This window comes from Saccharicrinis sp. GN24d3, assembly GCF_052400645.1.
GTDB lineage: Bacteria > Bacteroidota > Bacteroidia > Bacteroidales > Marinilabiliaceae > Saccharicrinis.
This window is the reverse complement of record NZ_JBQTGI010000002.1, coordinates 157,292-181,886: the sequence shown is the minus strand read 5'-3', so window position 1 is coordinate 181,886 and position 24,595 is coordinate 157,292. Positions and strand designations below refer to the sequence as shown.

The window sequence follows — 24,595 nt, the reverse complement described above, 5'->3', positions numbered from 1 at the left end:
GCGTTCGTTTAATTATTCAGCTCAGTAGGACTTCTCTTTTTGTATCGTACTATTTTTTAGAAACAATTCCTAAATCTGAACCATCTAAGGCTTTCCCTTTTAAACCTGATTTATCTGACAATTGATAGGTGCCTTCTATAAAGTCTGGTTTTAATGTCCATAAATTTTTAACGTTATATTTTTGATCGCCAGTAACTTTAAGTTTGTCTGATCTGTAGAAATTATTGTTTAAAACATTTACGATAGGCTCACCAACTACCAAATGCATTTCCAGGGCTTTGGTATTATTAAAAATATTATTGTTGATATTATTTACCTGTACACCATATAAAGAAATAGCTGTTTTGTATTTATTTTTGTTACCATAACCCACATGGTCAAATACATTATGCTCAATTTCTAAAAACGGGCCAAAAGTACTCTCATCTTTTCCGCCCCGATATAAGCGCAATGCTGCACCTTGTACGTCGGTAATTGTATTGTTTTTCATGATCATATATTCCACATTATAAGCCCCTATGTCATCAGTTTCTTTATCCAATGCGGCAATGTGTCCTGTAATATTTTCGAATGTTGAGTTTTGAATACTAATGGTATCTGCGAAGGTTCCTTTAGAGACTCGTAGCACATCAAAAGAATGGTTTACGACAAAATTTGTAAATGTGCAATTATCTATGAATAATTTATAATTTTCAATCATTGACTTCTTGCTCGTACTTATGGCCGAATTACCTGCATAATCAGGAGATTTTGCGCCATCGAAAGTGATGTTTTCCAGAAATAAACTACCACCATTCTGAATTTCGAAAGCCATCATTCTTTCAAATAAAATGGTAGCCTTTTCTACTCCTGCAGTTTTAAAAGTCAATGGATGCTTGATTTGAACCGCTTTGGTTAACAGATATGTTCCGCCATTTTCCAGTTCTATAATATCTCCGGCCTCCGATTTTTTTACAACCTCGAATAAGGTATTAATACCTGCTGCTACTTTAATGGTTTTACCTGAATTTAGGGCTGTAGTATTGTCTGCTTTAGAATACCATGTAACCCCTGTGTTTTCTTTAGTTGCTATATTTGGACTGATCGTGACCTTGTTTTTGATTTTATCGGATTGCGGAATTAAGAACCCCTGTTCATTTTTTACCAGTTTGATAACCGCATTTTTAAATCCACCTTTAATACTGGTTTCTAGGTTTTCGCCCAGAATATTATCTTTAAAAGTCACTCCGCTGATATCATCGTAAATCGTAAAAAGGTTTTTCTTGCTTTCATGATAAAAAATATTTCCTGAAATCTCGGATGTTTTAGGTGCTTGACTTCTTTCAGCATCGCTTCCTGCACATAATTGAATATGATCACAATTGATAAACGTATTGTTTTTTACTTTAGAATCGATAACCGGAACATAACGGTTTGGTGGCGAATTTGGCACTCCGTTCATCATTACAAATGCGCCTCTAAAACGATAACCGGTTAAACCAATATGGTAATTGTTTATAACGGTTTGCGTTTCATTAATTACACGTACTCCACCGGTGCTTGGTTTACCGTTTCCGATAAACACATTACCATCAACCATGGTTTCGTTTCCATGACGCATGGTTAAAGTACCTGTACATTCAAAAAAGGTGTTGTATTTAAAGGTATTTTGACACGCTTTATTTGATATAATCTCATGCTCTCCATTACATCTGTCAAAATAATTAGACTCTACTAAGGTATTAGAATTTTCTAAGGCATGATGACTTGTACCTATCCTTAATGTCTCGCCTCCATTATTTCCATATGTAGGTCTTGGTCCAAAATAATTATGATCTATACTGTGATTGTTTGCTCTGCTATCTTGCGTATCTAAACCAACAATCATGGTAACTCCCAAATTCTTTTTACCTACAATATGATTATGGTCTATACGATTATTTTTCCCATAAATAGTAATCCAATAATCTTGCACTTGACGCTCTGGGTTGTTGTAGTTGTCAATAACACACTCTGTTAGGCGACAATTACTTGCCATTTCCTTTCTGTTTTTACGAAAAGATATTACGGCATTAGTAGGTGTGTAGCCGTTTTTAAAAACCAATCCTTCTACGTGTAAAAACTCACCAGCAATTTGAAGATTTGATGCTCCTTCTAAAGTTACTTTTCCTTTTTCTTCTACAGTAAGTATAATGGGCTTCTCTTCTGTGCCTTTTCCTTCAAAAACCAATTCAGCATCCTTCCAAACCCCATTTGCTAATGTAATTATTGAGCCTGGTACAGCATTTTCAACTGCTTCATTAAATTCATTAATATCAGTTACAAGGTTTTTTTTGTTTTCATCTGTACAAGACAGGGTTATGATACAAATGCTTGCAAATAATAGATATATATTTTTCATGTCGATAAAAGTTTTAATGGGTGTCCCTAGTGATAAAAAAAGAACAAGGCTTGGGGTGATAGATTATCCTTGATTAGACATTTGTATTTATTTCTTGTACAAGTAATCATTTTTAGTGAAATAGCCTTCGTTAGACACAGCATCATCGCTCACATATAAACTTGCTGTTTTAAACCAAACTTCAGCATAGTTTCCATCTGCATATTGTTTTTGAATATTACCGCCATGTGTTTCAGCACCGGAACACCAGTTTTTATTTATTTCGGGAGATTTCCCATTCGTTTGATTGTACGTCCCTAGCTTAAAAAAAAGACCTTCATCGGCATAGGCATTTTCTCGCTCTACGCCGTCTTGACCGATTGGCACAAATAGATCCTGTGTTTGTTTAGGAATATCGGCGGATGTTGTGTACTCTGATTTGATTAAGTTTTTTGTAAATGTTTTGGTGTCATGACCTTCACTTGTGAATGTTAGGTACATTAACCCATTTTTCACTTCGATTTCGTAACTAAATTCTTCACCTAATTCGATTCCTTCCTTAGGTTCTTCCGGATAGGCGTTTTCTTCGCTACCAACCACAGAAAAGTCATATCCCCAAACAGCTGTTGAATAATCCCATCTTACAGAATTGTCATCACCTGCTGTATTAATTTCATAATGCCAAAAAACGGAACCTTTGCTGTGTCCAGGGAATTTCTTATAAAATATTTTAAGCGGTTCGTTTTCATGTCCATCCGCGCTATGAATCTGGCCAATGACTACAGCATACGAAGCTGCCACCCGAGCATCACCTGTAGATGATACATTCATAACTTTAAGTGTAGCTGACAATTTAGCATCAGTTTTTGGTGTCCATTTTTTTACTTGAGCCAATTCTGTTCTTGTATTGTTTGATGTTCCATGGGTATTTCCCGCATTGGGAGCTTTATAAACTACCCAATTGTTTTTACCATCATATGCAGTATAGAAGAAATCTTTATGCTCAAAATTGTTTGCATGACCAACATTTGAACCATCACCTAAAATCAATTTCCAATCATTGAAAAATGGAGTAATGTCACTTGCGTAAACTGTTTTTTGCGTTTCTTTGTTATTCGTTTCTTTAGCAGTAATGGAACAGCTATGTAGTATTAATATAATACCAAGGATTAAGAACGTTGATAATGAGGTGACAATGTTTTTTTTCATTTTTTTATCGTTTAGTTTCAAAATTCATATTATTAATCATGATAGTATTTAACATTATCTTTAATTATTATATTGATAGGGCTGTAGTTTTTCTTAACAACCTCCTTTTTTAGAATTAAATGGTTAAATAAAGCCATGATTGCATTAAAGACCTGCTCTTCAGGTTTTTGTCCTAGCAAAAAAGTAATAATACCTTTTTCAAGATACCTTACATTATTTGAAAATACATCGTTGCCTATCACCACCATGTCCTTAACATGATTTTGTTCGATAAATTCAGCAACTTTAAACGCTCTTGAATTAGGCACAAAAACACCCTGATATTTTTCCGCATTCATTAAATGTTGCTGCAAGGTTAAGTTGGGTTCGTTTTCCTTAACTATATCAATTTCAAGGGTGGTTGTTGTTATTCCCGTAACACTCAACGCAGACTTAAACCCTTTTATACGATCTCTAATGTGTGCCGAAAAATCTTTGTGAGGTGCTATTTTAATGATCAGCACATTGGAGTTGGCAGTTAAACAGGTTTTCATTAAGCTGCCAGCCACTCTTCCACATAATATAGCCTCCTGTCCAAAATAAGCCAAATTACCTGCGCCAGGCATATCAATATCCATAAAAACAAAGGGTATTTGTTTTTCTTTTAGCTTGCTTACTTTTAGCTTTGCAATTTTATTGAATAATGGGCTAAAAATTATTCCGTCTGGTTCCTCGTCAATGGCCCGATCCAGTGTTTCGCTATATAGGTCCTGAGAAGAGGCATCGAATGTGTAATACTGAATCAAGAAGTTATAATCAGCCAATTCTTTCTTGGCTTTTTCAATGCCCTCAATCGGCTTTTCCCAATATGGATTATTTATGTGCGCGGCAGGAAGACAGATTACAATTTTGTTTAGTCTTTTTGATGAGAGCGACTTGGCAAACATATTGGGCTTATACCCTAACTGATTCGCAATCTGCAATACTTTTTTCCGGGTTTCTTCACTTACTCTTCCGTGCTTATTCAACACCCGATCTACAGTACCTGTTGAAACCCCCGCTTCTTGAGCAATATCCTTAACTCTTACTTTTCTATTCATTTAACAATTTGCGTAAACGATTACGCAAGCAAATGTAAGGATTATTTTTTTAACTGCGTAATCGTTTACGCATTTTTTATTAAGCCAAACTAAATAAACTGAGATCTGTCATTAAGAATTCTTCAAATTTCTTAATTTCAGAATACAAAAGCCTATTGAGAGAATCCCGATATATAAAATCTTACATGCTTTTATGGAGCAAATTTTAGATAATTATGATCGAATGGGCATTCGGGTGTAATCTAATGAGAGTTTTGGAAAAAAATTAAAGCCGGTTCCTTATTTATAGAGATCGACTTTTTTATTTAGTCAAACTGTAGGGTTCAATATTCTGTAACGGTTCTTTAGGACAAGTCAAGTAGATATTTTAAGGAGTATATATGATGCCGATAGATACTATATGTAGAGTTTACGGCTTATGAGAAGATAACCTTAGATGCAGTTATTTATTTTTCCTTTTACTGTAGCCCTAAATTCTCTGCATTGATAATATCAATCGGTTGATAGTCTTTTTTGTCGGGCACGGCATTGTGTGCCATAAAATCGAAAAGCTTTTTAAATGTCTTTTCGGCTTGTTCTATAGGACGCTGACCTATCAAAAAGTTGATAACCCTTTGTTGAAGGAAATCGCTGTTTTTGCCGAACAGCTCGTACCCAACCAAGAATAAGTTTTGTTTGTTGTATTTTTGTAAATACTCTGCTACCACGTAAGTGCGGGAACTGGAAACGAATACGCCTCCAATGTTGGGGTTGTTCTCAAAAACTTTATCAAGTATTGCTTTTACTTCCTTAGGTTCAGTGTTAGGTACTTCAACGCTTATTTTAAGGCCATTGTTATTTCCGGCATCCATAAAATAACTTAAAAAGCCTTGGTTACGGTGCTTTAGATGCTGAATGTTTTCCAGGTCTTTGGCAATATTGACGATAAGAATATCCTTGGTAGGAGAAATGCCTGTGTCAATTAAGCTGGCCGCGACACGACCGGCCTGGTACGCATCTTCACCTACAAAGGTCAGACTATTGGTATTTTCAATATTGGTATCAATAAAGACGTAGGGTACCTGCATGTCATCTAGTTTATGGCAAAGTTCCTCCGACTCGTTCTTGAGGATGGGAGCCATAATAACCCCATCGGGTTGCCATTCCACAAGCGCAGATGCCTGTTTCATAAAATCGTTGGGGTTATGCATCTCGTAATAAAAGAATTCAAGTTTCGCACGGAAAGGATAGATAGCTTCTTTTCCGTTCTCTATTCCAAGGGGATGCATCTTCCAGAATTGGTTGTCGCCTTGGCAAATAGGAATCAATACGGCAATCTTATAGGTGGTCGGCGACTTTAAGGCACGTGCAGCAACATTGGGTTTGTAGTTAAGCTTTTCCGCTATAGCCAATACTTTTTCCTTTGTGGCAGCCTTCACCTCACCACGGTTATGCAGTACACGGTCTACCGTTCCGATTGAAACACCCGCCTTTTCGGCTATATCTTTTATTCTAATTGTTTTGCTCATTAAAACTAAAACCTCGAATTATTTAAAACAAGTACCAATTTGAATTGCTTTGCAAATATTTTTGTTTGTCCACGAATTTCACGACTTAAACTTATTCTTGTTTTTCCGTGTGATTCGTGGACAAAAAGATGGAAACTGCGCAGCAGTGAACATCAAAATTCCTTTTTTAATTGTGGATTTAGAATCCAAATATCCGTGGCAACCACAAACTAATTTGCGGAATATAGGTCACCATCATCAACACTGCTACCATGGCCAAAAACATAGGGAGCAAAGGTTTTATTACCTTATCGATTTTAATGTTGGCCACACTGCATCCAATAAATAATACCGAACCTACAGGTGGTGTGCACAATCCAACACTCAGGTTCAATACCATAATAATACCAAAGTGTGTTGGGTCAACACCCATATTGGTAACTATCGGTAAAAAAATGGGCGTAAAGATAAGCACTGCCGGAGTCATATCCATAAATACACCAACAATCAACAAAATGAGGTTGATAATCAATAGGATAACGATTGGGTTGTCGCTAATGCCTAATAAACCAGCACTAACATTCTGTGGAATATTCTCATAAGCCATAATCCAGGAAAGACCAATGCAAGTAGCTACTAAAAGGAGCACGATAGCAGTTGTTTTAACCGACCTTAAAATGATATCTGGAATGTCAGAAATCTTAATTTCATTATAAATTAAAGAAAGAACCAGCGCATAAAGCACGGCAACAGCAGACGCTTCTGTAGCGGTAAATAACCCACCTACAATACCCCCGATAACTACAATTAGCAGGAACAAACTTGGAACGGCATCCCACAATACTTTTAAACCACGTTTTACAGAAGCAGGACGTTTAACCGAAAATCTTACAATTAAGAATAATAGAAAAGCACCAATCCCAGCCCAAACCAGGTTGTAGGTTAACACAGATTGCCCTTTGATGGCTATCATTCCTGCAATTAAACCAAATGTTGCAGCGGCACCGACCAGTACCTTTAATGTGGCCAACATGGAGGCTTTGATTCCGCTTTTATAACTGATAACTAATGCCATAGACGTGAGCATGATGGCAAGTCCGGTTAAAATACCGGGTAAATACCCTGCCAGGAAAAGTGCTGTAATAGACACGCCGCCACTGGCCAAAGAATATACAATCAGGATATTGCTCGGAGGAATTGAAAGGCCGGTTGTGGCCGAGGAAATATTAACGGCCGCACTAAAATTCTCGTTGTAACCATCTTTTTTCATCTCCGGCCCCATGATAGAACCAATAGCCGAAGCAGAGGCAGCGGCAGAGCCTGATATGGCACCGAAAAGCATATTGGCAAATACGTTAACGTAGGCCAATCCTGCCGGCCATTTGCCCACCAATATCTTCGCCAGATTGATGAGTCGTATGGCTATTCCGCCACTATTCATGATGTTTCCGGCCAGTATAAAAAATGGAATAGCCAACAAGGCAAAACTGTCCAAACCGGTAGCCATTCTCTGTGCATAGGTAGTAAATGCAGGTAAGGAATCGATACTAACCAACATGGTCAATATTCCGGATATACCAATACTAAAAGCAATGGGTACACCGGATACCAATAAAAATATAAAGGAAAATATAAGAACGAATATACCTAAGTAGTCCATTATGCAAGATTTTCGTTAGGGTGAATAATAAAGTAAATTGAATAGTATAGGATAAGCAACCCGCTTAATGGCATTACCAGGTAAACATAGCCCAAAGGGATTCTTAAGGCCGCAGATGTTACTTCGAATTGGAATCTGGTGATGGACAACCATGCTCCACCAATAACCATAACGGTTATTGCAAACAAAGCTATACAGACATTAATAAAAAGATAAAGTTTGGTTTTATTCGCTTCGGAAGATTTTTGCACCAATAAATCAATGGCCAGGTGTTGTCTTTGTCCTGCTACGTACGCAGCCCCTAATATACCTACCCATATTAATAGGAAGCCGGCCAACTCATCGGTGAATGAACTTGGCGATGAAAGAATATATCGGCTTAACACCTGCCATAATACATCTAATACCAGGATGCTCATGATAAATATGAGCGTTTTCTCCAGGAATTTATCTAGTTTTTGTTTTATTTCCATGTTGTTCAGTTTGCTCCGGTCACACCGGTTAGTTTACGTTTCTGATACGTTGAATTAAGCTGTAAATCTCGGGTTGAGATTTGTACCCATCAAAAATACTTTCAACAGTTTTCATAAATGGAGCTTTATCGGGACGGATAATTTCGACACCCGCCTTTTGTACTTCGTCCAAAGCTTCTTGTTCGGCCTCAGCCCAAAGTCTGCGCTCTTCAGGAACAGAAGCGTCAGCGGCAGCTTGTAACCATTTTTTTTCTTGCTCTGTCAGCTTGTTCCAGACTACGGTACTTATAATTAACACGTCAGGCACGGCGGTGTGTTCGTTGAGGGTATATTTTTTACAAACCTCGTAATGACGCGATGTGTACAAACTGGGAGGGTTGTTTTCGGCTCCGTCAACCACCCCGCTTTGAAGTGCCGTGTATAACTCTCCCCACGAGATTGGTGTTGGAGAACCTCCCATCGCTTTTACCATGTTCATGGCCGTCTGGCTTTTCATCACCCTTATTTTCATGCCATTCAAATCCTCGGGAGAATTAATAGGTTTATCAATGGTATAGTAACTGCGGAAACCCGCATCGTAAAAGCAAAGCCCCTTCAAATTATATTTTTCCGTGGAATTCAGGAATTCTTTTCCGATCGCACCATCCAATACCGTAAAAGAATGTTCCCTGGACTTGAAAATATATGGAAGTCCAAGTACCTGATAATTGGGCGTAAAGCTTTCCATTACGGCAGCGGAAACTTTTGTAATGGCCAGGCTTCCAATTTGTAATAGCTCTACACATTGCTGTTCGCCGCCAAGTTGCCCGCTGGGATATATTTCCATTTTCATTTTGCCCTCCGATTCTTCTTCAAGTTTATCGGCCATAAAAACCATAGCTTTATGCACGGGGTGGGTTGGATCGAGCCCATGGGCCAGCTTAAGGGTAGTGGTCTTGTTGGCAGTTTTACATCCTGCCAGAAATAAAAGAAGGCCAACAAATAATACTGATGCTGCTAATTTAAATCGCATAGATAGTTTTTTTCTAATTTAAAATGGTAGAAATGCTTTAGGCAAGATAATGGCTACCTGTCACAATTTCTATGATTCGATTTTTCCGTTTGTTTTGTGCAAACGTTTGTATTTCTACACAAATATAGTATTTTGATGTTTATTTTTATATAAATCTTTCTTTATATGCCCAAAGTCCAACTGCAGGATTTGAGATAAAATAGATTTCTTCCCCATCGGGCATGGTATTATAACCTTCGGTTAATTTTTCAGGATTATATTTTTCAATCATCCCATTCAAGTCGGCATATTTAAAGTTGACCGATTCTATTTCTTCTTTGGTTAGGTGACCGGGACAGTAGGTAATGTTAAACCGTCCTTCGGAACTTCCATGTATTAGGTGAGCAGCCGCCCCAAGGTTCTCTTCTAATTCCTTGTTATCCTTCAGCATTTTCATGGTATGAGGAGTTCCCCGATAACCATATTTCCTAATCAAACGGTCAATCTCCTTGTCCTCACCAAATTCTTTTAATCCAGGCGCCAACACGATTAATTCACCATCATCGGCCATAGCCATACGGGTACGATAAATACTTTTGTTGCCCAGCCATGTGCTCTTAAACTCGGACGGGTCAAGATAAACCACGGCCTTTTTGAAAGGTTTATCCAACATGGTAAAGTTCGCTTCCAAAGATAATGCGGCAGCTTTGGTAAACACGGAATAATCATCGCCAATAAATAGTCCTCGCGTAACCAATTGGCCGGATTCTGGATCTCTTCCTATTACAGTGTGCACATACACTATTGGCAGATGGTTGATGAAATTCTCCGAAGCATAATTTAGGATTTCCCGAACAGGATTGTCGGCTCTACCCATCACGTTTTCCATGCCATGTACAGCACCCACAAAATGACTTTTGTTGATGCCTTCTGAACCTCCCGTGCCCACTAGAATATTTTTATTATAGTTGGCCATTCCTATCACTTCGTGAGGCACTACCTGCCCAATTGATAAGATAAGGTCGTGTTTGCCTTCCCAAAGTAGCTTGTTGACTTGCGCAGGCCAATCATAACTTAATGCACCATGGGTTATCTCGGCTACTTTTTTGCCGGGAATGGTCCCGACGGTAACCACATCGTTTCGCCAGTTATGAACCCTGAAAAGACGATGAGGAATACCGGGAAACATGGTGTTTATTTCCTGGTCGGTCATGGCAACATGCGTTCCTAAAGCCGGTAAGATATCGTGCACATGTTCACCGTAGTATTTGAATGCGTATGTGGTTAACTCACCGGCTTTGGAATGAAAACGGGTAAAATCAGGCGGGATAACCAGCACCTTTTTGCGGTGCCCAAGTTTTTCCAGCGCCATTTCCAATCCTTTTTGGAGATCTTCGTTGCTTAATATTTCATCAGCTGCTCCTTGTTCATAATATATCATAACGTTTGCGTTAGTGATGAAAACTATCTCTTCACCCTGGCATTACCATCCCAAATACTCCACACCATTTCTTCGTCGGCAGGTTGAGCATAATCAGTTAAGAATGTGGTAGCCATAGCGCCTGTGGCCCAGCCAAACTGTGGCCATTTTTCGCTTTCCCACCCTTTGAGTATGGCATATAACAATCCGCCCACAAAACCATCGCCACCTCCTATACGGTCAAGCACATGGATAGGGCGAGGTTTGATGACCTGCCAATCGTTGCCTGCCAGTGCGATGGCACCCCATAAATGTTCGTTAACACTAACAACTTCACGCAGCGTTGTTGCGAATACGGAAGCATTGGGGAAAGTTTTTTTCACCCGCTCAATCATTCCCTTGAAACCGTCTATTTTTTCTTCAATGCCTTTTCCTCCGGCTTCAGGGCCTTTGATGCCCAAACAAAGCTGGAAATCTTCCTCGTTACCAATAAGGATATCCGAAACAGAAGCAATCTCGGTAAATATTTCACGTAGCTCTTCTTCGCGATTCACCCAAAAAGAAGCCCGATAATTCAAGTCGAACGATATTCTGGTTCCATGTTTTTTTGCCGCACGGGCTATTTCCAAACAAAACTTACTCGAATCAGGGGATAGTGCTGCAACAAGTCCGGATAGATGAACAATCGCAACGCCTTCTTCTCCAAAAATCCGTTCTAAATCAAAATCTTTTACATTCAAAGTACGTCCTACTTCGCCTGCCCTGTCGTTCCATACACGAGGGCCCCGCGAGCCGAAGCCGCTATCCGCAATATTGATTTGATGGCGGTATCCCCACGGATCACCTTGCTCAACCTCGGGACCTTCGTAATCCATATGGCGCGCTTTCAGGTTGCTTTTAATAAATTGGGCTATGGGGCTACCTTTAACAAAGGAGGTTAATACCTTAACAGGCAGGCCCAGATAAGATGAGATACTGGCAACATTTGTCTCAGCACTGGTAGCCTGCATTTTAAAAGTGTCACTGGCATGAACCGGTTGCCCGTTCTCAGGTGTGATGCGGATTCCCATACTTGTTGGTACAAGTAAAGCGTATTTGCAATATTGCTTAAGTTGGATAGACATATGTAGATTTTTAAGATTTTAATAGCTAAAAAAATGATTGCCTGATATATGAATAAAAAGAGGCATCAATCTCAGGTGTTACACAATGATTATTTATAAACTACACCACTTTTCTCGATCCCCATCTCCAAACCACGTAATTCCGCTTGTCCACGAAGAAGACCAAGCGCAGAATAACCTGGGTTGGTTTTCTTTCTCAGATCGTCCAAAATGGTATGTCCGTGATCTGCACGCATAGGAATCTGATCGTCGCGACGATTGGCTGCCGTACGTTTCTTTTGTTCTTTCAGCACAGCCACAATAACGTTGTACATATCCACATTTCCTTGCAGATGGCTTGCCTCGTGGAAACTTCCGTCTGCATCGCGTTGGGTGCTTCTTAAATGTAAAAAGTTGATTTTGTCCCCTAAACGGGTAATGATGCCAGGAAGGTCATTGTCCGGGCGAACTCCCAGAGAACCTGTGCAAACACATAAACCGTTATAAATACTGTCTACAATATTTACGATAAATTGTAAATCGCTTTCGGTACTAACCACGCGGGGTAATCCGAAAAGAGAAACCGGGGGATCATCGGGATGGATGGCCAAACGAACACCGGATTCAATGGCGACAGGAACAATCTGTTCCAGAAAATATTTCAGGTTCGCACGGTATTGGTCAGAATTAATCCCGTCATATTCAGCCAGGCGTCCTCTAAATTCTTCGATGGAGTAGCCTTCCTGACCACCAGGTAATCCTGCAATAATATTCTTTTCCAGGATGTATCTCTTTTCTGCATCCATGGACTCAAATTTCCTTTTTGCAGCTTCAATTTGTTCGGGGGTATATTCTTTTTCAGCACCTTCTCGCTGCAGCATATAAAGGTCGAAAGCAATGTATTCGTGAATGTCGAATTGTAATGCTCTGGCACCATCGTCCAGTTCCATCTCCAGATTGGTACGTGTCCAGTCAACAACAGGCATCCAGTTATAGGTCAAAACAGGAATGCCAACTTTGCCCACATTGCGAATACTTTCTTTATATTTCTCAATCCACATATCACGGTCTGGCTTGCCTTGTTTAATGGCCTCGTGAACAGGAATGCTTTCAATAACACTCCAATTTAAACCTCTGGGTACTGGCGGGGTTACTGAGTCGTCAATTTCAATATGTCTTTTTCTTTTGGCAATTGCTTCCTCGGTCCACACTTCGCCAATTGGTACTTCGTGTAAAGCGGTTACAATTCCTGTTGCACCGGCTTGGCGAATATCCGCCAAAGTTACCGGGTCTGTTGGGCCATACCAGCGCCAAGTTTGTTCCATAGCCATAATTATCCAGCTTTTATCTTAATTAATATTTTACAGTTTTGGGGTAGTTGTGAGATTTTCCGCCTATCTAAATATCCGGGTAACGGAAAAATGACAGTGTGAGAAAACTAAAAATCTCTTATCTATGTTTAAGCTTACACTCCTGAGTAGGCACTAAAACCTCCATCAACGGGCACTACAACCCCTGTAATAAAGTTGGACCAGTCGGAAAGTAGATAAAGCATAGTTCCCGCTAACTCTTCAGGTTCACCGTAGCGCTCCATTGGCGTGTTTCTGATAATTTTTTCGCCACGCGGGGTTGCTTTGCCAGTTTTTTCGTCAATCAACAGAAAGCGGTTCTGGTTGGTCAATAAAAACCCGGGCGCGATAGCGTTAACTCTAATCCCTGTTTTGGCGAAGTGAACGGCCAACCACTGAGTAAAGTTGTTGATTGCCGCCTTGGCGGCAGAGTAGGCAGGAATCTTGGTCAGAGGAGTGTAAGAATTCATCGACGAGATGTTGATGATCGAACCTTCCTTTTTATCCAGCATGTCCTTGGCGAAAACCATCGATGGAAGTAAGGTTCCTTGAAAGTTTAAGGCAAATACCTTATCGAAACCTTCCATCTCTAATCCAAAGAAAGTGTCTTCAAGATTATTCAACAGGTCATCGGTAAGGAATTCTGCTTTGGTTGTAGCAGAGGCGGCATTACCACCGGCACCGTTAACCAGGTAATCTACCGTGCCTAATTTTTCGTTGATCACAGCCTTTGCCGCCTCCAACGATTTTTTGTCCAGAACACTGGCTGAAATGCCCAGTGAGGTTGTTCCGTATTGTTCTGTAATTTCCGCGGCTACTTTTTCGGCAGCTTCCAGGTTAAGATCAAGAATAGCTGTTTTTACACCGTGCGAAGCTAGTGCTTTAGCCATAGTGGAGCATAACACGCCGCCGCCACCGGTAACAACCGCTACTTTATCTTTTAAATTTAAGGGCACCATCATTTTCGTTTTATAGTATCAAGTATGAGGTATCAAGTATCAAGATTTTTTTAGAAGTATAGAACTAGTGAGGGCACACACGTCTTGATACTTTCGGTCTTGCTACGTGATATTTTATTATTTTCTTACTGCTTTAATATCGGCCATGAGCTGTTTTACCATATTGGTAAGTGCTTTCCAGTCTTTGCTGGCCATAATATCTTTTGGGAAGAGGGCCGATCCCATGCCGACACAAGTTACACCTGCGGCAAACCATTTTTCCAGGTTGTCTTTGGCAAGATTAACCCCTCCTGTAGGCATAATGTCAGTCCAGGGCATTGGCGCCTTAACCGCTTTTACAAAAGAAGGCCCGCCAACTTCCGAAGCAGGGAAACACTTCACCAAATCAGAACCAAGCTCCTGCGCTTTGTTGATTTCTGAGATTGTTCCACATCCGGGTGACCACATCACTTTTCTGCGGTTACAGATTTTAGCCATGTTCTCGTTTAATAGGGGGGAAACGATAAAGTTTGCACCTAATTGTATATACAGCGCAGTTGTTGCTTCTTCAACGATAGAACCAGCACCGAGAATCATTCCTGGTAGATTTTCTGCGGCGTACTTGTTTAGCTCACCAAAAACTTCATGCGCAAAATCACCACGGTTAACAAACTCGAAAACACGAATCCCGCCATCATAACATGATTTTACCACGTTTTTACAAACCTCAATATCTGAGTGGAAAAATACAGGGACTACGCCTGTTTCTTTCATCGCTTGAAAAACCTCTAATTTTGAATATTTAGCCATTATATTTATATTTTTTATTGACCATGATTAAAAAATGATGATAGATTGCTTCGAACTATTTTACCCCTTAAGGTGTTGATGAAAAAATCTTTTTTGCCCGAAAGACTTTGTTGTTTTCAATTCTAACAATCTATCATCGTAATAAAGTTGTAATTGTAAAAGCCGCTTCTCAAAACCTTATGCAACCTATCTTTGATAAGATTTTGATTTAATACGGATGAAGTATGTAAATCTGTTATTGTGGATTTTAATCTGGTTCGTTAACCTAGCAAAATCCGATCTCTAAATTTCCTTCAAAAACTATATTCTTGACCATCAATTTGATTAAGAATGAAATACAACACATCCGCTTTAACGCAAACTTTTTATCTTGATACACGACCTGATGCGTCACCACCCATCAACTTCTCTACTTCTTCAACAGTTGCCAGGTTGTAGTCGCCGTGAATAGTGTGTTTTAAGCATGATGCTGCTGTAGCAAAATTTAATGCTTTTTGGTCGTCGCCATCGTAGGTCAATAAACCGTATATAAGGCCACCCATAAATGAATCACCACCGCCAACACGGTCTACAATATGTGTGATTTGGTATGTAGGAGCTTGGAACAAAGTTTTGCCGTCGTATAGTACGCCCGACCAGGAGTTATGGTTGGCGTTAATCGAACCCCTTAAAGTAGTAATTACCTTTTTAACACGGGGGTACTTGGCCATAATTTGTTGAGAAACACTTCTGTATGCTTCGGCTTCAACGTGACCGCCGGTTACGTCTACGCCTTCCGGATGGATATCCAACATCATAGCTGCGTCCTCTTCGTTACCTAAAACTATATCGCATCCAGCTACTAATTCAGGCATTACTTCACCACCTGTTTTACCATATTTCCAAAGATTTTTGCGGTAGTTAAGGTCTGTCGAAACGGTTACGCCCATTCTGTTGGCTACTTTAATGGCCTCTAAACAGGCGTCGGCAGCACCTTGAGAAACAGCCGGGGTAATCCCAGTCCAATGGAAGAAATCCGCATCTTTGAATACTTCTTCCCAGTTCACCATTCCTGGTTTAATTTCAGAAAATGCAGAGTAAGCTCTATCGTATACTACCTTACTAGCACGGGCTACAGCACCTGTCTCTAAATAATACGTTCCTAATCTGTCGCCTCCGTATACAATGTATTCTGTGTTAACAGAGTGCTTTTTAAGTTCCATCTCGCATGCTTTTGCAATGTCGTTTTTTGGTAAACGAGTTATAAATGAAACATCAATGCCATAGTTTGCCAACGAAACTGCCACGTTAGCTTCGCCGCCGCCGTATGAAGCATTAAATGAAGTTGCCTGCGAAAAGCGCTGGTATTGAGGAGTTACAAAACGGAGCATTATTTCTCCAAAGGTTACTACTTTCTTTGCCATGGTATTTATTATTAAAAGTTAAAGTATGATTTTGCATTATTGTAAGAAATTCCTTCGATCACGTTCTCTAGAATTTCTTCGTCATCGGGGATCAAGCCCCGTTCAACCTCTTTACCCACATAGTTACACACAATCCTGCGGAAATATTCGTGACGGGGGTAGGATAGAAAACTTCTTGAATCTGTTACCATTCCCACAAACCTGCTCAATAAACTAAGTGCCGATAAGTCTTCAAGGTGTCGTTCCATTCCAGTTTTCTGGTCCAGGAACCACCAAGCCGCCCCATAAGTCACTTTCGAAACGCTTGAACCATCTGCGAAGTTACCGCACATGGTCAATAACATCTGGTTGTCCGCCGGATTTAAATTGTACAATATTGTTTGTGCCAATTGGTCGGTGCTATCCAAGTAGTTTAAGAATTGCGACATCTTTACACTTGGCTGTGAATCATGGATGGAATCAAAACCAGTGTCAGCGCCTAAAATATTGAACATGCGGGTATTGTTGTTTCGCAATGCACCCACGTGAAATTGCTGTGTCCAGCATCGTTTGTGGTTCATTTTGGCCAATTCGGCCATAACAGCGGTATTGTATTTTTCTTTTTCTTTCGGGGAAATTGCTTTGCCATCCATTAATTTAACAAAGATGGCCGAAACTTCCTCCTGTGTATAAGGTGCAAAGTAAAAGCGGTCAGGACCACTGTCTGAAATCCGGGCTCCCATAGTATGGAAAAACTCGTGTCTGCGATCCAAAGCCTCAATTAATTCGGTAAAAGTAGAAATGGAAACATCGGCAGCCTGGCCTAATTTCTCAACGTAAGTAATAAAGAAAGTTGAATTGTCTGTTTTTAGCACATTGTCTGCTCTAAACGAAGGTAATACTTTTACCTCAAATCCATCGTCGATTAATTGCTGATGATATTCTAATGAATCGGCCGGGTCGTCCGTAGTCCCAATCATTTCAACATTCATTCGTTGGATGAAGTTTTTTGTACTAAACTCAGGAGCCTTTAACATCTCAGCTGTCTCGTTGTATATTTTCTCCGCCGTTTTAGGGGATAACAAGTCGTTAATGCCAAAACAACGGGCCAATTCTAAATGGGTCCAGTGGTAAAGGGGATTAGAAACTGTGTACGGAACAGTTTCTGCCCACTTCATAAATTTCTCTTTATCGGTAGCATCACCGGTAATAAACTTTTCGTTGATACCATTAATGCGCATCGCTCTCCATTTGTAATGATCGCCGCCTAACCACATATCACCCAAATTGTCATATTTGTAATCCTGGGCTATTGCTTTGGGGTCTAAATGGCAATGGAAATCGATAATTGGTTTGTTTGCAGAATGATTATGGTATAATTGATGAGCAGTGTCGTTTTCCAGGACAAAGTCATCGTGTATAAAAGTTTTATTGATCATGATGTGTTTTTTCAATTTGCCGTATAATGCCGTTAACGAACACGAAAGTACGAACAATTTTAATATAACCAAAAATTTTAACATTTAATTTGGGATACTTGTAGGTAGAAGGACTGCTTAAATAGCTTATAAATAGAGGTTGATAAGGGGATTGGGATTGTTGCGGATTAAAATGTTAATTTTTTATGTGGGAATATTTTGGCAGCGAAAAAATAAATTTGTCATGATTTTGTTGGAAATTGTGCAAACGTTTGTATTTTTGTGGTGGAATAATTTATTGATGAAAAGAATAACCATAAGTGATATTGCCAAAGAGTTGAATGTCACGCCATCAACTGTGTCGAGAGCGTTGGCCGGAAATGCCCGTGTGAGTTTGAAAACGAGGGAGCTGGTGACGAAGAAGGCGAAAGAGATGGGGTATCAACAGAATGTGATTGCTGCTTCATTGCGAAAGGGTAGGAGCGATACTATCGGAATGATAGTGCCCAGGATCAATCGCCATTTCTTCAGTAACGTAATCAGTGGAGTTGAAGAAATATTGAATCCAGCTGGTTATACCTTATTAATAGTGCAGAGTGGCGAAAATTTCATAAAGGAGCAAAAGGCTATTAATATGTTACTGGCTAACCATGTGGGGGGTATCATCATGTCGCTCTCGGTGCAGACTCAGACTTACGAACATATCGAAGCGGTTATCATGCGTGGTATTCCAGTAGTACAGTTCGACCGTGTAAATCCTTCACTAAAAAGCTCAAAAATATTGAACGATAATTTTACGGGAGCGTATCTGGCCACCAAACATCTGATTAAAAGTGGTTATCAAAGAATAGGCCATTTGGCGGGAACCAGAACCTTAAAAGCCTATGAAGAAAGGTACAGGGGTTATGTGAAAGCGATTGAGGAAGCAGGGCGAATCGTGGATGTCTCCTTGGTGTATGAGGATACAATAACCCGTGAGGCGGGATATAATGCTATTAAAAAGGCTTTCGGCAAGGATAAACCGGACGCTGTTTTTTGCGCCGGGGATTTTGCAGCATTAGGGGTTTTGGATGGGCTAAAAGAAATGAAGATCAATGTACCTGATGAATTTGGAGTGGTTGGATTTGCCAACGAGCCTTTTTCGGAACTTATTCATCCAACATTATCCACAGTGGAACAAAACGCGTTTGAAATGGGAACGCGCGTGGCAACAGCAATGATAAAAAACCTGGAAGGCAAACATTGGGAAGAGGAAGAGATAATTCCAACGCGATTGATCGTCAGGGATTCTTCGTGGCGACAATAACTCGAGTATAGATGACAGAAGATTTGCAGTTTTAAAGTGGGACCGAATATAGGGTTTGTCATCTAAGGCTACATTTTAAGGTAGTGACAGGAAATATAAAACGAATCGGCTTTAGCGATAAATGATTAAATATATAGAATATTAACAATTTAAAAAAAGAACTATGAATTTTGAAATAAGGTATGCAGTTCATCCTGAGGATATGAAAAGCTATGATACGAATCGTATCCGCAAAGAATTTTTGATTGACAAGGTGATGATTCCTGGAGAAGTGAGTATGGTATATTCGTTTTATGACAGGTATATAATTGGAGGTATTGTTCCAACGGATGCTCCGATTAAACTAGAAGCGCATGACGAATTAAAGGCTGAGTATTTCCTGGAGCGTCGCGAAATGGGAATTGTAAACGTGGGTGGTGATGCAAAAGTATTGGCCGACGGAACCGAGTATATTTTAAAATACAAGGAAGCTTTGTATTTGGGTAGAGGTGTTAAAGATGTTGTTTTTGAATCGATAGATGCCAGCAAGCCGGCTCACCTTTATATGAACTCGGCCCCAGCACACAAGGAATTACCTTCTCGTCATGTTACCCTGTCCGATGCTAACGTATTGCAATTGGGAAGTCTGGAGACTTCAAATGAACGTCAGATTAATCAGTTGTTGGTGAAAGAGGTGATAGAGACTTGTCAGCTGCAAATGGGAATGACAGAGTTAAAGCCGGGAAGTGTGTGGAACACGATGCCATCGCATACGCACAACCGTAGAATGGAAGCTTATTTCTATTTTGAGGTACCGGAGCGTCAGGCAGTTTGCCATTTTATGGGCGATCCTGATGAAACCCGTCATATCTGGATGAAAAACGAAGAAGCGGTTGTCTCTCCTTCATGGAGTATTCACAGTGCTGCAGGTACTTCTAACTACATCTTTATTTGGGGTATGGCTGGAGAGAACCTGGATTATACTGATATGGACATGCGTCAGGCTGACGAATTAAGATAGAGTTTTTTAACCTCGAATTATACGAGTTGAGTGAATTGATTCTATTAATAGATAACCAAACAGCAACGCTGTTTTGAATTCGTGTAATTCGTTAAATTCGAGGTTGGTAAAAAAGGAAATAGCAAAGCTATTGACTGGATTTCGGAAACAAGAAATTATAAAATATAACGTTACGATTTTTTTATACAAAAGTGCAAACGATTGCATAAAAACATTGTTATAAATTTAAAAATATGATTAACGAATTATTTGACTTAAACGGAAAAATTGCATTAGTAACAGGTGGAACTCATGGTATTGGAATGGCCTGTGGTAAAGCTTTGGCCAAAGCAGGTGCTAAGCTTTGTGTAAACGATATTGACGATGAGAAACTTGAGGAATGTAAAGCTGAGTACGCTAAAGATGGTATTGATGTTTACACGGTTAATTTCAATGTAACCAGCGAAGAAGATGTTGATAAAGGAGTTAGCCAAATTGAAAAAGAGGTTGGCCCTATCGATATATTGGTAAACAATGCAGGTATCATCAAGCGTGTGCCAATTTTGGATATGCCTATCAAGGATTTTGAACAAGTGATCGATGTTGATTTGGTAGCTCCGTTAATTGTGGCCAAACGTATCGCTCCGGGAATGATAGAGCGTCGTCAGGGAAAAATCGTCAACATGTGTTCGATGATGAGTGTTTACGGCCGACAGAATGTTTCGGCTTATGCGGCGGCCAAAGGTGGATTGAAACTGTTAACAGAAAACATGACATGTGAGTGGGCCAAATATAACCTGCAAATCAATGGTATCGGACCGGGATATATTGCTACTTCGCAAACGGCTCCTATCCGTGTGGGCGGTCACCCATTCAACGATTTGGTGATGACACGAACTCCTGCAGGACGTTGGGGAGAGCCTGAGGATGTTGGTAACGCTTGTTTGTTCCTTTCTTCCCCTGCAGCAAATTTCGTTAACGGTCACATTTTATATGTCGACGGAGGTATTTTGGCTAACTTTGGCTACGTGAAAGGTGAAAACGAAATTTAAACTGTCGTATGATGAATATGATGCTTAGACTTATTTCTTTTATGTCGCTACTGCTCTTATTGGGCAGTTGCGATTGTAGTCAAAATCAAATAAAGGTTTCAGTCACTAATCCACTAAACATGGATAGAGGTATTGAAACGGTTGAGCTTGCCCTGGCAGAACTGAAGGTTGACCACGGGATAATAGTGTTGGATGAAAAAAGCGGAATGGAGATACGAAGTCAATTACTGGATAAAAACCAGGATGGGGTATCTGAAACTGTTATTTTTCAAACAGCACTGAAAGCTTCCGAAACTAAAAATTTTGTAATTAAGGAAGGTAAAACAGAGCTTGAGCCGACAGAAGTAAAAACATTTGCCCGTTTTGTACCTGAACGTACCGACGATTTTACCTGGGAAAATGATAAAGTCGCCTTTCGTGTATATGGACCTGAAGCGCAGCGAATGGTAGAAGCCGGCGAAAAAGGAGGAACACTTTCGGGTGGGGTGGATTGTTGGTTGAAGAAGGTAGATTACTCCATTATAGATAAATGGTACAAAGGCAATACCGAAAAAATTGGTTATTACCATAACGACCATGGCGAAGGCCTGGATAACTACCACGTAGGTCCAAGTTGCGGGTGTGGAGGAACAGGTGTAATGGTTGACGGAGAATTGTTTCCACACCTGAACTATACAGGATACAAGGTATTAACAAACGGACCAATCCGAACCGAGTTTGATTTGGATTACGCTCCTTATCTGGCCGGGGAAAGTACCATTCAGGAAAGGAAAAAAGTATCTATCGATTTGGGAAGTAACCTAACGAAGTTTGTTATTGAGGTTGAAGGAACGGATACCTTAACGGCAGGAATTACTTTGCATGATAAGTTAGGTGAGATCTCGGTAGATGAAGAATCCGGATGGGCCAGTTATTGGTCGCCTCATTTTGGCGAGGAGTTGGGAAATGCGATTGTAGCAGACGCCAAATATTTTGCGGGAACATCCAAAATAGTGTCTGACGTAAAAGATAAAAGTCACTTGTTGCTGCACTTAAAGGTGATTGATGGAAAAGTGGAGTATTATACTGGTTTTGCCTGGAGTGGAAGCAAGCAATTTAAGAACAAACAAGCCTGGGAAGAATATTTGACAAATTTTAGGAAAACTATAAATAAACCTTTAGTGACTAAAGTTAAGTAATATTATGATTTTCTGAATAAAACAGGACAACTCCGGAGGTAAATCTTCGGAGTTTTTTTTTGCATCTATCCAAAAAATAACTTTTAATTAATGCACGCAATAAACGCTTTGTGAGAAACGTTATGTAATTGATGATTAAAGCAATATATTTTTAGACTAATTGACTTGGATGGTAAAGTTATTCATTCTAAATTAGCCAAGGTTAATGCGTAAAGCGTTATTGGCAGAATTCTTTGGGCTTGGCATAAACTGGATATTGGAAATGAGTAGTATAAATGACGAAATAATGGATTATACAGGGTTGTTGTTCGATTGTCCGTTAAAAGAACAGGCATGTAACTGTGGTTTTGGTGAGGTACGCCAGCTTGACCTGAAGGAAAGGTTTGAGTTTTGGAAAAGATTATCGGAGAACGATCGAAACAATTTAGTTAGTCGTCATCATATTTGTATTTACGAAAGGGAACAAACGGGGTTTAAAACTGAAAAATTCTCTCCCATCGAAAAAGGACTTAATTAGCCTTTTAATTATTCGAATGATTCCGATGAAAATTAATTTATTACACTTTAACTTTTATTAATACAACATTAAGTGATTATTCCGTAATATTGCCTGGATTTGGAGAACTGGGTATTTTAGCAATGATGTGGGGTAATTTTTAATGTTGAGATGAAGATAACAATATCAGGTTTTTTAATTATTGCGGTTTTTATTGCCATTGTTGATTTATTGGGGCTTTGGGTTTGGAAGAGAGAGCGGGAGGATGTTGATAACAAGCACTACAAGTGGATCGGCATAGTACTTTTAGGTGTGTTTCCAGCTCTGGAAATTCTTTCATACTTATTTTTTGCGCTTCAGATTCGTTCAGCTGCATCATTCGAGTTTTACCTCTGGTTTATGATTGCAAATATCATATTTGCTTTAATATACCTGCCCAAGATATTCTTTTTGTTTTACTATTTTGTGATATTACTATTCTCAAGGGTTATTGAAACCGTCAAAAACAAAAGATACTCCAAAGAGCAAACTACTATTAGATATCCCAAAATCAGCAGGAAGAAATTTTTAAGTCAGGTAGGAATAATTTTTGCCACTGCGCCATTTGTCTCCTTACTGTTTGGAATGCACAAGGGGCGTTTTAACTTTTTTACTCGCCATCAACGGTTAAATTTTCCTAATCTTCCAACTGCTTTCGACGGTTTCAAAATTGTCCATATATCCGATGTACACTTGGGTTCCTTCGCCAGTAACTACCATAAACTGGAAGGGATTGTAGATATTATTAATAATGAGCAAGCCGACGCCATTTTCTTTACTGGTGATTTGGTGAATAACTTTTACGAGGAAACACTGGGTTGGGAAAAGGTATTTAGTCGACTGAAGGCTAAGTATGGTAAATTTTCCATATTAGGTAACCACGACTATGGAGATTATACCGACTGGGCCGATGCCAAAGAAAAGGAAAAGAATTTTAAAGGAATTGTCGATGCACACAGGAAATTCGGATTCAGGTTGCTAAGGGATCAATCGGTTGCGTTGGATATTGATGGAGAGGAGATTGCTGTTACAGGTGTGGAGAATTGGGGGAATGATCCATTTCCAAGGTATGGCGATTTACAGAAAGCCATGAAAGGAACCGAAAACTACCCCTTTAAAGTATTGTTGTCGCACGATCCCGACCATTGGGATGCTGAGGTAACCGATAAAACCGATTATGATTTAACGTTGGCCGGCCATACCCATGGTATGCAGTTCGGCATTGACTGGAGAGGGTTTAGGTGGAGTCCGGCCAAATATAAATTTAAACGTTGGGATGGTCTTTATCAGCATAAAAACCAATATATGTACGTTAATCGCGGGCTGGGCTTTTTAGGAATGCCGGCACGTATTGGTATGCACCCGGAGATCACTGTACTTGAATTGGCCAAAGGTCCAATCGGTACGGAGCCGATGTAAAATGGTCAATAGTTATTGGTCAGTAGTATATGTATGGATTTAACCAATGACCAATGCCTAATGAACCAATGCGTATTTATGCGCAGCAATTTTGAACATACCACGAAACAGGATGTTCTTCACCTCGAATTAATTCTTCGATAATTTTATCGTCGTCCCATCGGTTGGAGTAACCGCAGGTTTGATCCAAAGCTTTGGATAAAATAAGCCAATCTTTAATGATTTTGTCGGTCAGTCTACCTTCAAATTTTTTGAGAATATGAAGACACTTTTCTTCAATAAAATGTATACTTTGCTCTTCGTTGTTAATACATTCCAAAGTGGTATAGATATGCTCTCCCACTTGAATAAACTGGGAGTCGTCTAATGAAATTTTTACGGATAAATCAACGTTTGCCATGAGTGGTCCTCCAATTACTGATTAAACAAATACCCGAATAATATACCA

General features: G+C 39.7%; 21 protein-coding genes. 6 read left to right on the top strand and 15 right to left on the bottom strand.

Going from position 1 to position 24,595, the window contains the following annotated elements:
- Positions 1 to 49 precede the first annotated feature (49 nt).
- The 14 genes from ACT29I_RS03290 to uxaC all read right to left on the bottom strand — a co-directional run bounded on the left by ACT29I_RS03290 (position 50) and on the right by uxaC (position 17,699).
- A complete protein-coding gene (locus ACT29I_RS03290; protein WP_430932319.1) occupies positions 50 to 2,380 on the bottom strand; it encodes a polysaccharide lyase 6 family protein in 2,331 nt (776 codons plus the stop codon).
- An 87-nt stretch (positions 2,381 to 2,467) separates the two neighbouring features.
- Entirely contained in the window at positions 2,468 to 3,568 is a 1,101-nt protein-coding gene (locus ACT29I_RS03285; RefSeq protein ID WP_430932318.1) for a polysaccharide lyase family 7 protein, read from the bottom strand.
- 32 nt (positions 3,569 to 3,600) lie between these two features.
- Positions 3,601 to 4,647, bottom strand: a complete 1,047-nt coding sequence (locus tag ACT29I_RS03280; protein ID WP_444792686.1) for a LacI family DNA-binding transcriptional regulator — start codon at positions 4,645 to 4,647, stop codon at positions 3,601 to 3,603.
- A gap of 458 nt (positions 4,648 to 5,105) precedes the next feature.
- Complete coding sequence (locus tag ACT29I_RS03275; RefSeq protein WP_430932316.1) at positions 5,106 to 6,155, bottom strand: LacI family DNA-binding transcriptional regulator; 1,050 nt, start codon at positions 6,153 to 6,155, stop codon at positions 5,106 to 5,108.
- A gap of 178 nt (positions 6,156 to 6,333) precedes the next feature.
- Positions 6,334 to 7,794 carry a TRAP transporter large permease gene (locus tag ACT29I_RS03270; protein ID WP_430932315.1) on the bottom strand — a complete coding sequence of 487 codons (1,461 nt, stop codon included), beginning with the start codon at positions 7,792 to 7,794 and terminating at the stop codon, positions 6,334 to 6,336.
- Positions 7,794 to 8,267 (bottom strand): TRAP transporter small permease, encoded by a 474-nt coding sequence (locus tag ACT29I_RS03265; protein ID WP_430932314.1) that lies wholly within the window; start codon positions 8,265 to 8,267, stop codon positions 7,794 to 7,796. The genes ACT29I_RS03270 and ACT29I_RS03265 overlap by 1 nt, the downstream gene beginning before the upstream one ends.
- Before the next feature lie 28 nt (positions 8,268 to 8,295).
- A complete protein-coding gene (locus ACT29I_RS03260) occupies positions 8,296 to 9,279 on the bottom strand; it encodes a TRAP transporter substrate-binding protein (RefSeq protein ID WP_430932313.1) in 984 nt (327 codons plus the stop codon).
- A gap of 145 nt (positions 9,280 to 9,424) precedes the next feature.
- Complete coding sequence (locus ACT29I_RS03255; protein ID WP_444792685.1) at positions 9,425 to 10,699, bottom strand: lactate racemase domain-containing protein; 1,275 nt, start codon at positions 10,697 to 10,699, stop codon at positions 9,425 to 9,427.
- 23 nt (positions 10,700 to 10,722) lie between these two features.
- Positions 10,723 to 11,802, bottom strand: coding sequence for a sugar kinase (locus ACT29I_RS03250; RefSeq protein WP_430932310.1), 1,080 nt, complete (start codon positions 11,800 to 11,802; stop codon positions 10,723 to 10,725).
- An 89-nt stretch (positions 11,803 to 11,891) separates the two neighbouring features.
- A complete protein-coding gene (uxuA, locus tag ACT29I_RS03245; protein ID WP_430932309.1) occupies positions 11,892 to 13,112 on the bottom strand; it encodes a mannonate dehydratase in 1,221 nt (406 codons plus the stop codon).
- A 134-nt stretch (positions 13,113 to 13,246) separates the two neighbouring features.
- Positions 13,247 to 14,092, bottom strand: a complete 846-nt coding sequence (locus ACT29I_RS03240; protein WP_430932308.1) for an SDR family oxidoreductase — start codon at positions 14,090 to 14,092, stop codon at positions 13,247 to 13,249.
- A gap of 114 nt (positions 14,093 to 14,206) precedes the next feature.
- Entirely contained in the window at positions 14,207 to 14,878 is a 672-nt protein-coding gene (locus tag ACT29I_RS03235; protein ID WP_430932307.1) for a bifunctional 4-hydroxy-2-oxoglutarate aldolase/2-dehydro-3-deoxy-phosphogluconate aldolase, read from the bottom strand.
- A gap of 365 nt (positions 14,879 to 15,243) precedes the next feature.
- Complete coding sequence (locus tag ACT29I_RS03230) at positions 15,244 to 16,281, bottom strand: PfkB family carbohydrate kinase (RefSeq protein ID WP_430932306.1); 1,038 nt, start codon at positions 16,279 to 16,281, stop codon at positions 15,244 to 15,246.
- Positions 16,282 to 16,292: 11 nt separating this feature from the next.
- Positions 16,293 to 17,699 (bottom strand): glucuronate isomerase, encoded by a 1,407-nt coding sequence (uxaC, locus tag ACT29I_RS03225; RefSeq protein ID WP_430932305.1) that lies wholly within the window; start codon positions 17,697 to 17,699, stop codon positions 16,293 to 16,295.
- Between the two features lie 223 nt (positions 17,700 to 17,922).
- Between uxaC and ACT29I_RS03220 the strand changes: the two genes are divergently transcribed.
- From ACT29I_RS03220 to ACT29I_RS03195, 6 genes are all read left to right on the top strand, one after another.
- A complete protein-coding gene (locus tag ACT29I_RS03220; protein ID WP_430932304.1) occupies positions 17,923 to 18,984 on the top strand; it encodes a LacI family DNA-binding transcriptional regulator in 1,062 nt (353 codons plus the stop codon).
- 163 nt (positions 18,985 to 19,147) lie between these two features.
- Complete coding sequence (gene kduI / locus ACT29I_RS03215) at positions 19,148 to 19,984, top strand: 5-dehydro-4-deoxy-D-glucuronate isomerase (RefSeq protein ID WP_430932303.1); 837 nt, start codon at positions 19,148 to 19,150, stop codon at positions 19,982 to 19,984.
- A gap of 233 nt (positions 19,985 to 20,217) precedes the next feature.
- A complete protein-coding gene (locus ACT29I_RS03210) occupies positions 20,218 to 21,015 on the top strand; it encodes a gluconate 5-dehydrogenase (protein WP_430932301.1) in 798 nt (265 codons plus the stop codon).
- An 8-nt stretch (positions 21,016 to 21,023) separates the two neighbouring features.
- Positions 21,024 to 22,193, top strand: coding sequence for a DUF4861 family protein (locus ACT29I_RS03205; protein ID WP_444792684.1), 1,170 nt, complete (start codon positions 21,024 to 21,026; stop codon positions 22,191 to 22,193).
- A 205-nt stretch (positions 22,194 to 22,398) separates the two neighbouring features.
- A complete protein-coding gene (locus ACT29I_RS03200) occupies positions 22,399 to 22,710 on the top strand; it encodes a hypothetical protein (RefSeq protein ID WP_430932299.1) in 312 nt (103 codons plus the stop codon).
- A gap of 150 nt (positions 22,711 to 22,860) precedes the next feature.
- Positions 22,861 to 24,147 carry a metallophosphoesterase gene (locus ACT29I_RS03195; protein WP_444792683.1) on the top strand — a complete coding sequence of 429 codons (1,287 nt, stop codon included), beginning with the start codon at positions 22,861 to 22,863 and terminating at the stop codon, positions 24,145 to 24,147.
- Between the two features lie 76 nt (positions 24,148 to 24,223).
- Here ACT29I_RS03195 and ACT29I_RS03190 read toward each other — a convergent pair whose 3' ends face one another.
- A complete protein-coding gene (locus ACT29I_RS03190) occupies positions 24,224 to 24,547 on the bottom strand; it encodes a hypothetical protein (RefSeq protein ID WP_430932297.1) in 324 nt (107 codons plus the stop codon).
- Between the last annotated feature and the right edge of the window lie 48 nt (positions 24,548 to 24,595).

Bases quoted from the DNA above. Each gene is read 5' to 3' on its own strand.
- ACT29I_RS03275 (WP_430932316.1), bottom strand. From the start codon at position 6,155: ATGAGCAAAACAATTAGAATAAAAGATATAGCCGAAAAGGCGGGTGTT.
- ACT29I_RS03195 (WP_444792683.1), top strand. From the start codon at position 22,861: ATGAAGATAACAATATCAGGTTTTTTAATTATTGCGGTTTTTATTGCC.
- ACT29I_RS03255 (WP_444792685.1), bottom strand. From the start codon at position 10,699: ATGATATATTATGAACAAGGAGCAGCTGATGAAATATTAAGCAACGAA.
- ACT29I_RS03210 (WP_430932301.1), top strand. From the start codon at position 20,218: ATGATTAACGAATTATTTGACTTAAACGGAAAAATTGCATTAGTAACA.
- ACT29I_RS03240 (WP_430932308.1), bottom strand. From the start codon at position 14,092: ATGATGGTGCCCTTAAATTTAAAAGATAAAGTAGCGGTTGTTACCGGT.
- ACT29I_RS03230 (WP_430932306.1), bottom strand. From the start codon at position 16,281: ATGGCAAAGAAAGTAGTAACCTTTGGAGAAATAATGCTCCGTTTTGTA.
- uxuA (WP_430932309.1), bottom strand. From the start codon at position 13,112: ATGGCTATGGAACAAACTTGGCGCTGGTATGGCCCAACAGACCCGGTA.
- ACT29I_RS03250 (WP_430932310.1), bottom strand. From the start codon at position 11,802: ATGTCTATCCAACTTAAGCAATATTGCAAATACGCTTTACTTGTACCA.
- ACT29I_RS03290 (WP_430932319.1), bottom strand. From the start codon at position 2,380: ATGAAAAATATATATCTATTATTTGCAAGCATTTGTATCATAACCCTG.
- ACT29I_RS03190 (WP_430932297.1), bottom strand. From the start codon at position 24,547: ATGGCAAACGTTGATTTATCCGTAAAAATTTCATTAGACGACTCCCAG.
- ACT29I_RS03270 (WP_430932315.1), bottom strand. From the start codon at position 7,794: ATGGACTACTTAGGTATATTCGTTCTTATATTTTCCTTTATATTTTTA.
- ACT29I_RS03235 (WP_430932307.1), bottom strand. From the start codon at position 14,878: ATGGCTAAATATTCAAAATTAGAGGTTTTTCAAGCGATGAAAGAAACA.
- ACT29I_RS03285 (WP_430932318.1), bottom strand. From the start codon at position 3,568: ATGAAAAAAAACATTGTCACCTCATTATCAACGTTCTTAATCCTTGGT.
- ACT29I_RS03260 (WP_430932313.1), bottom strand. From the start codon at position 9,279: ATGCGATTTAAATTAGCAGCATCAGTATTATTTGTTGGCCTTCTTTTA.
- ACT29I_RS03220 (WP_430932304.1), top strand. From the start codon at position 17,923: ATGATTTTGTTGGAAATTGTGCAAACGTTTGTATTTTTGTGGTGGAAT.
- uxaC (WP_430932305.1), bottom strand. From the start codon at position 17,699: ATGATCAATAAAACTTTTATACACGATGACTTTGTCCTGGAAAACGAC.
- ACT29I_RS03200 (WP_430932299.1), top strand. From the start codon at position 22,399: ATGCGTAAAGCGTTATTGGCAGAATTCTTTGGGCTTGGCATAAACTGG.
- ACT29I_RS03280 (WP_444792686.1), bottom strand. From the start codon at position 4,647: ATGAATAGAAAAGTAAGAGTTAAGGATATTGCTCAAGAAGCGGGGGTT.
- ACT29I_RS03205 (WP_444792684.1), top strand. From the start codon at position 21,024: ATGATGAATATGATGCTTAGACTTATTTCTTTTATGTCGCTACTGCTC.
- kduI (WP_430932303.1), top strand. From the start codon at position 19,148: ATGAATTTTGAAATAAGGTATGCAGTTCATCCTGAGGATATGAAAAGC.
- ACT29I_RS03265 (WP_430932314.1), bottom strand. From the start codon at position 8,267: ATGGAAATAAAACAAAAACTAGATAAATTCCTGGAGAAAACGCTCATA.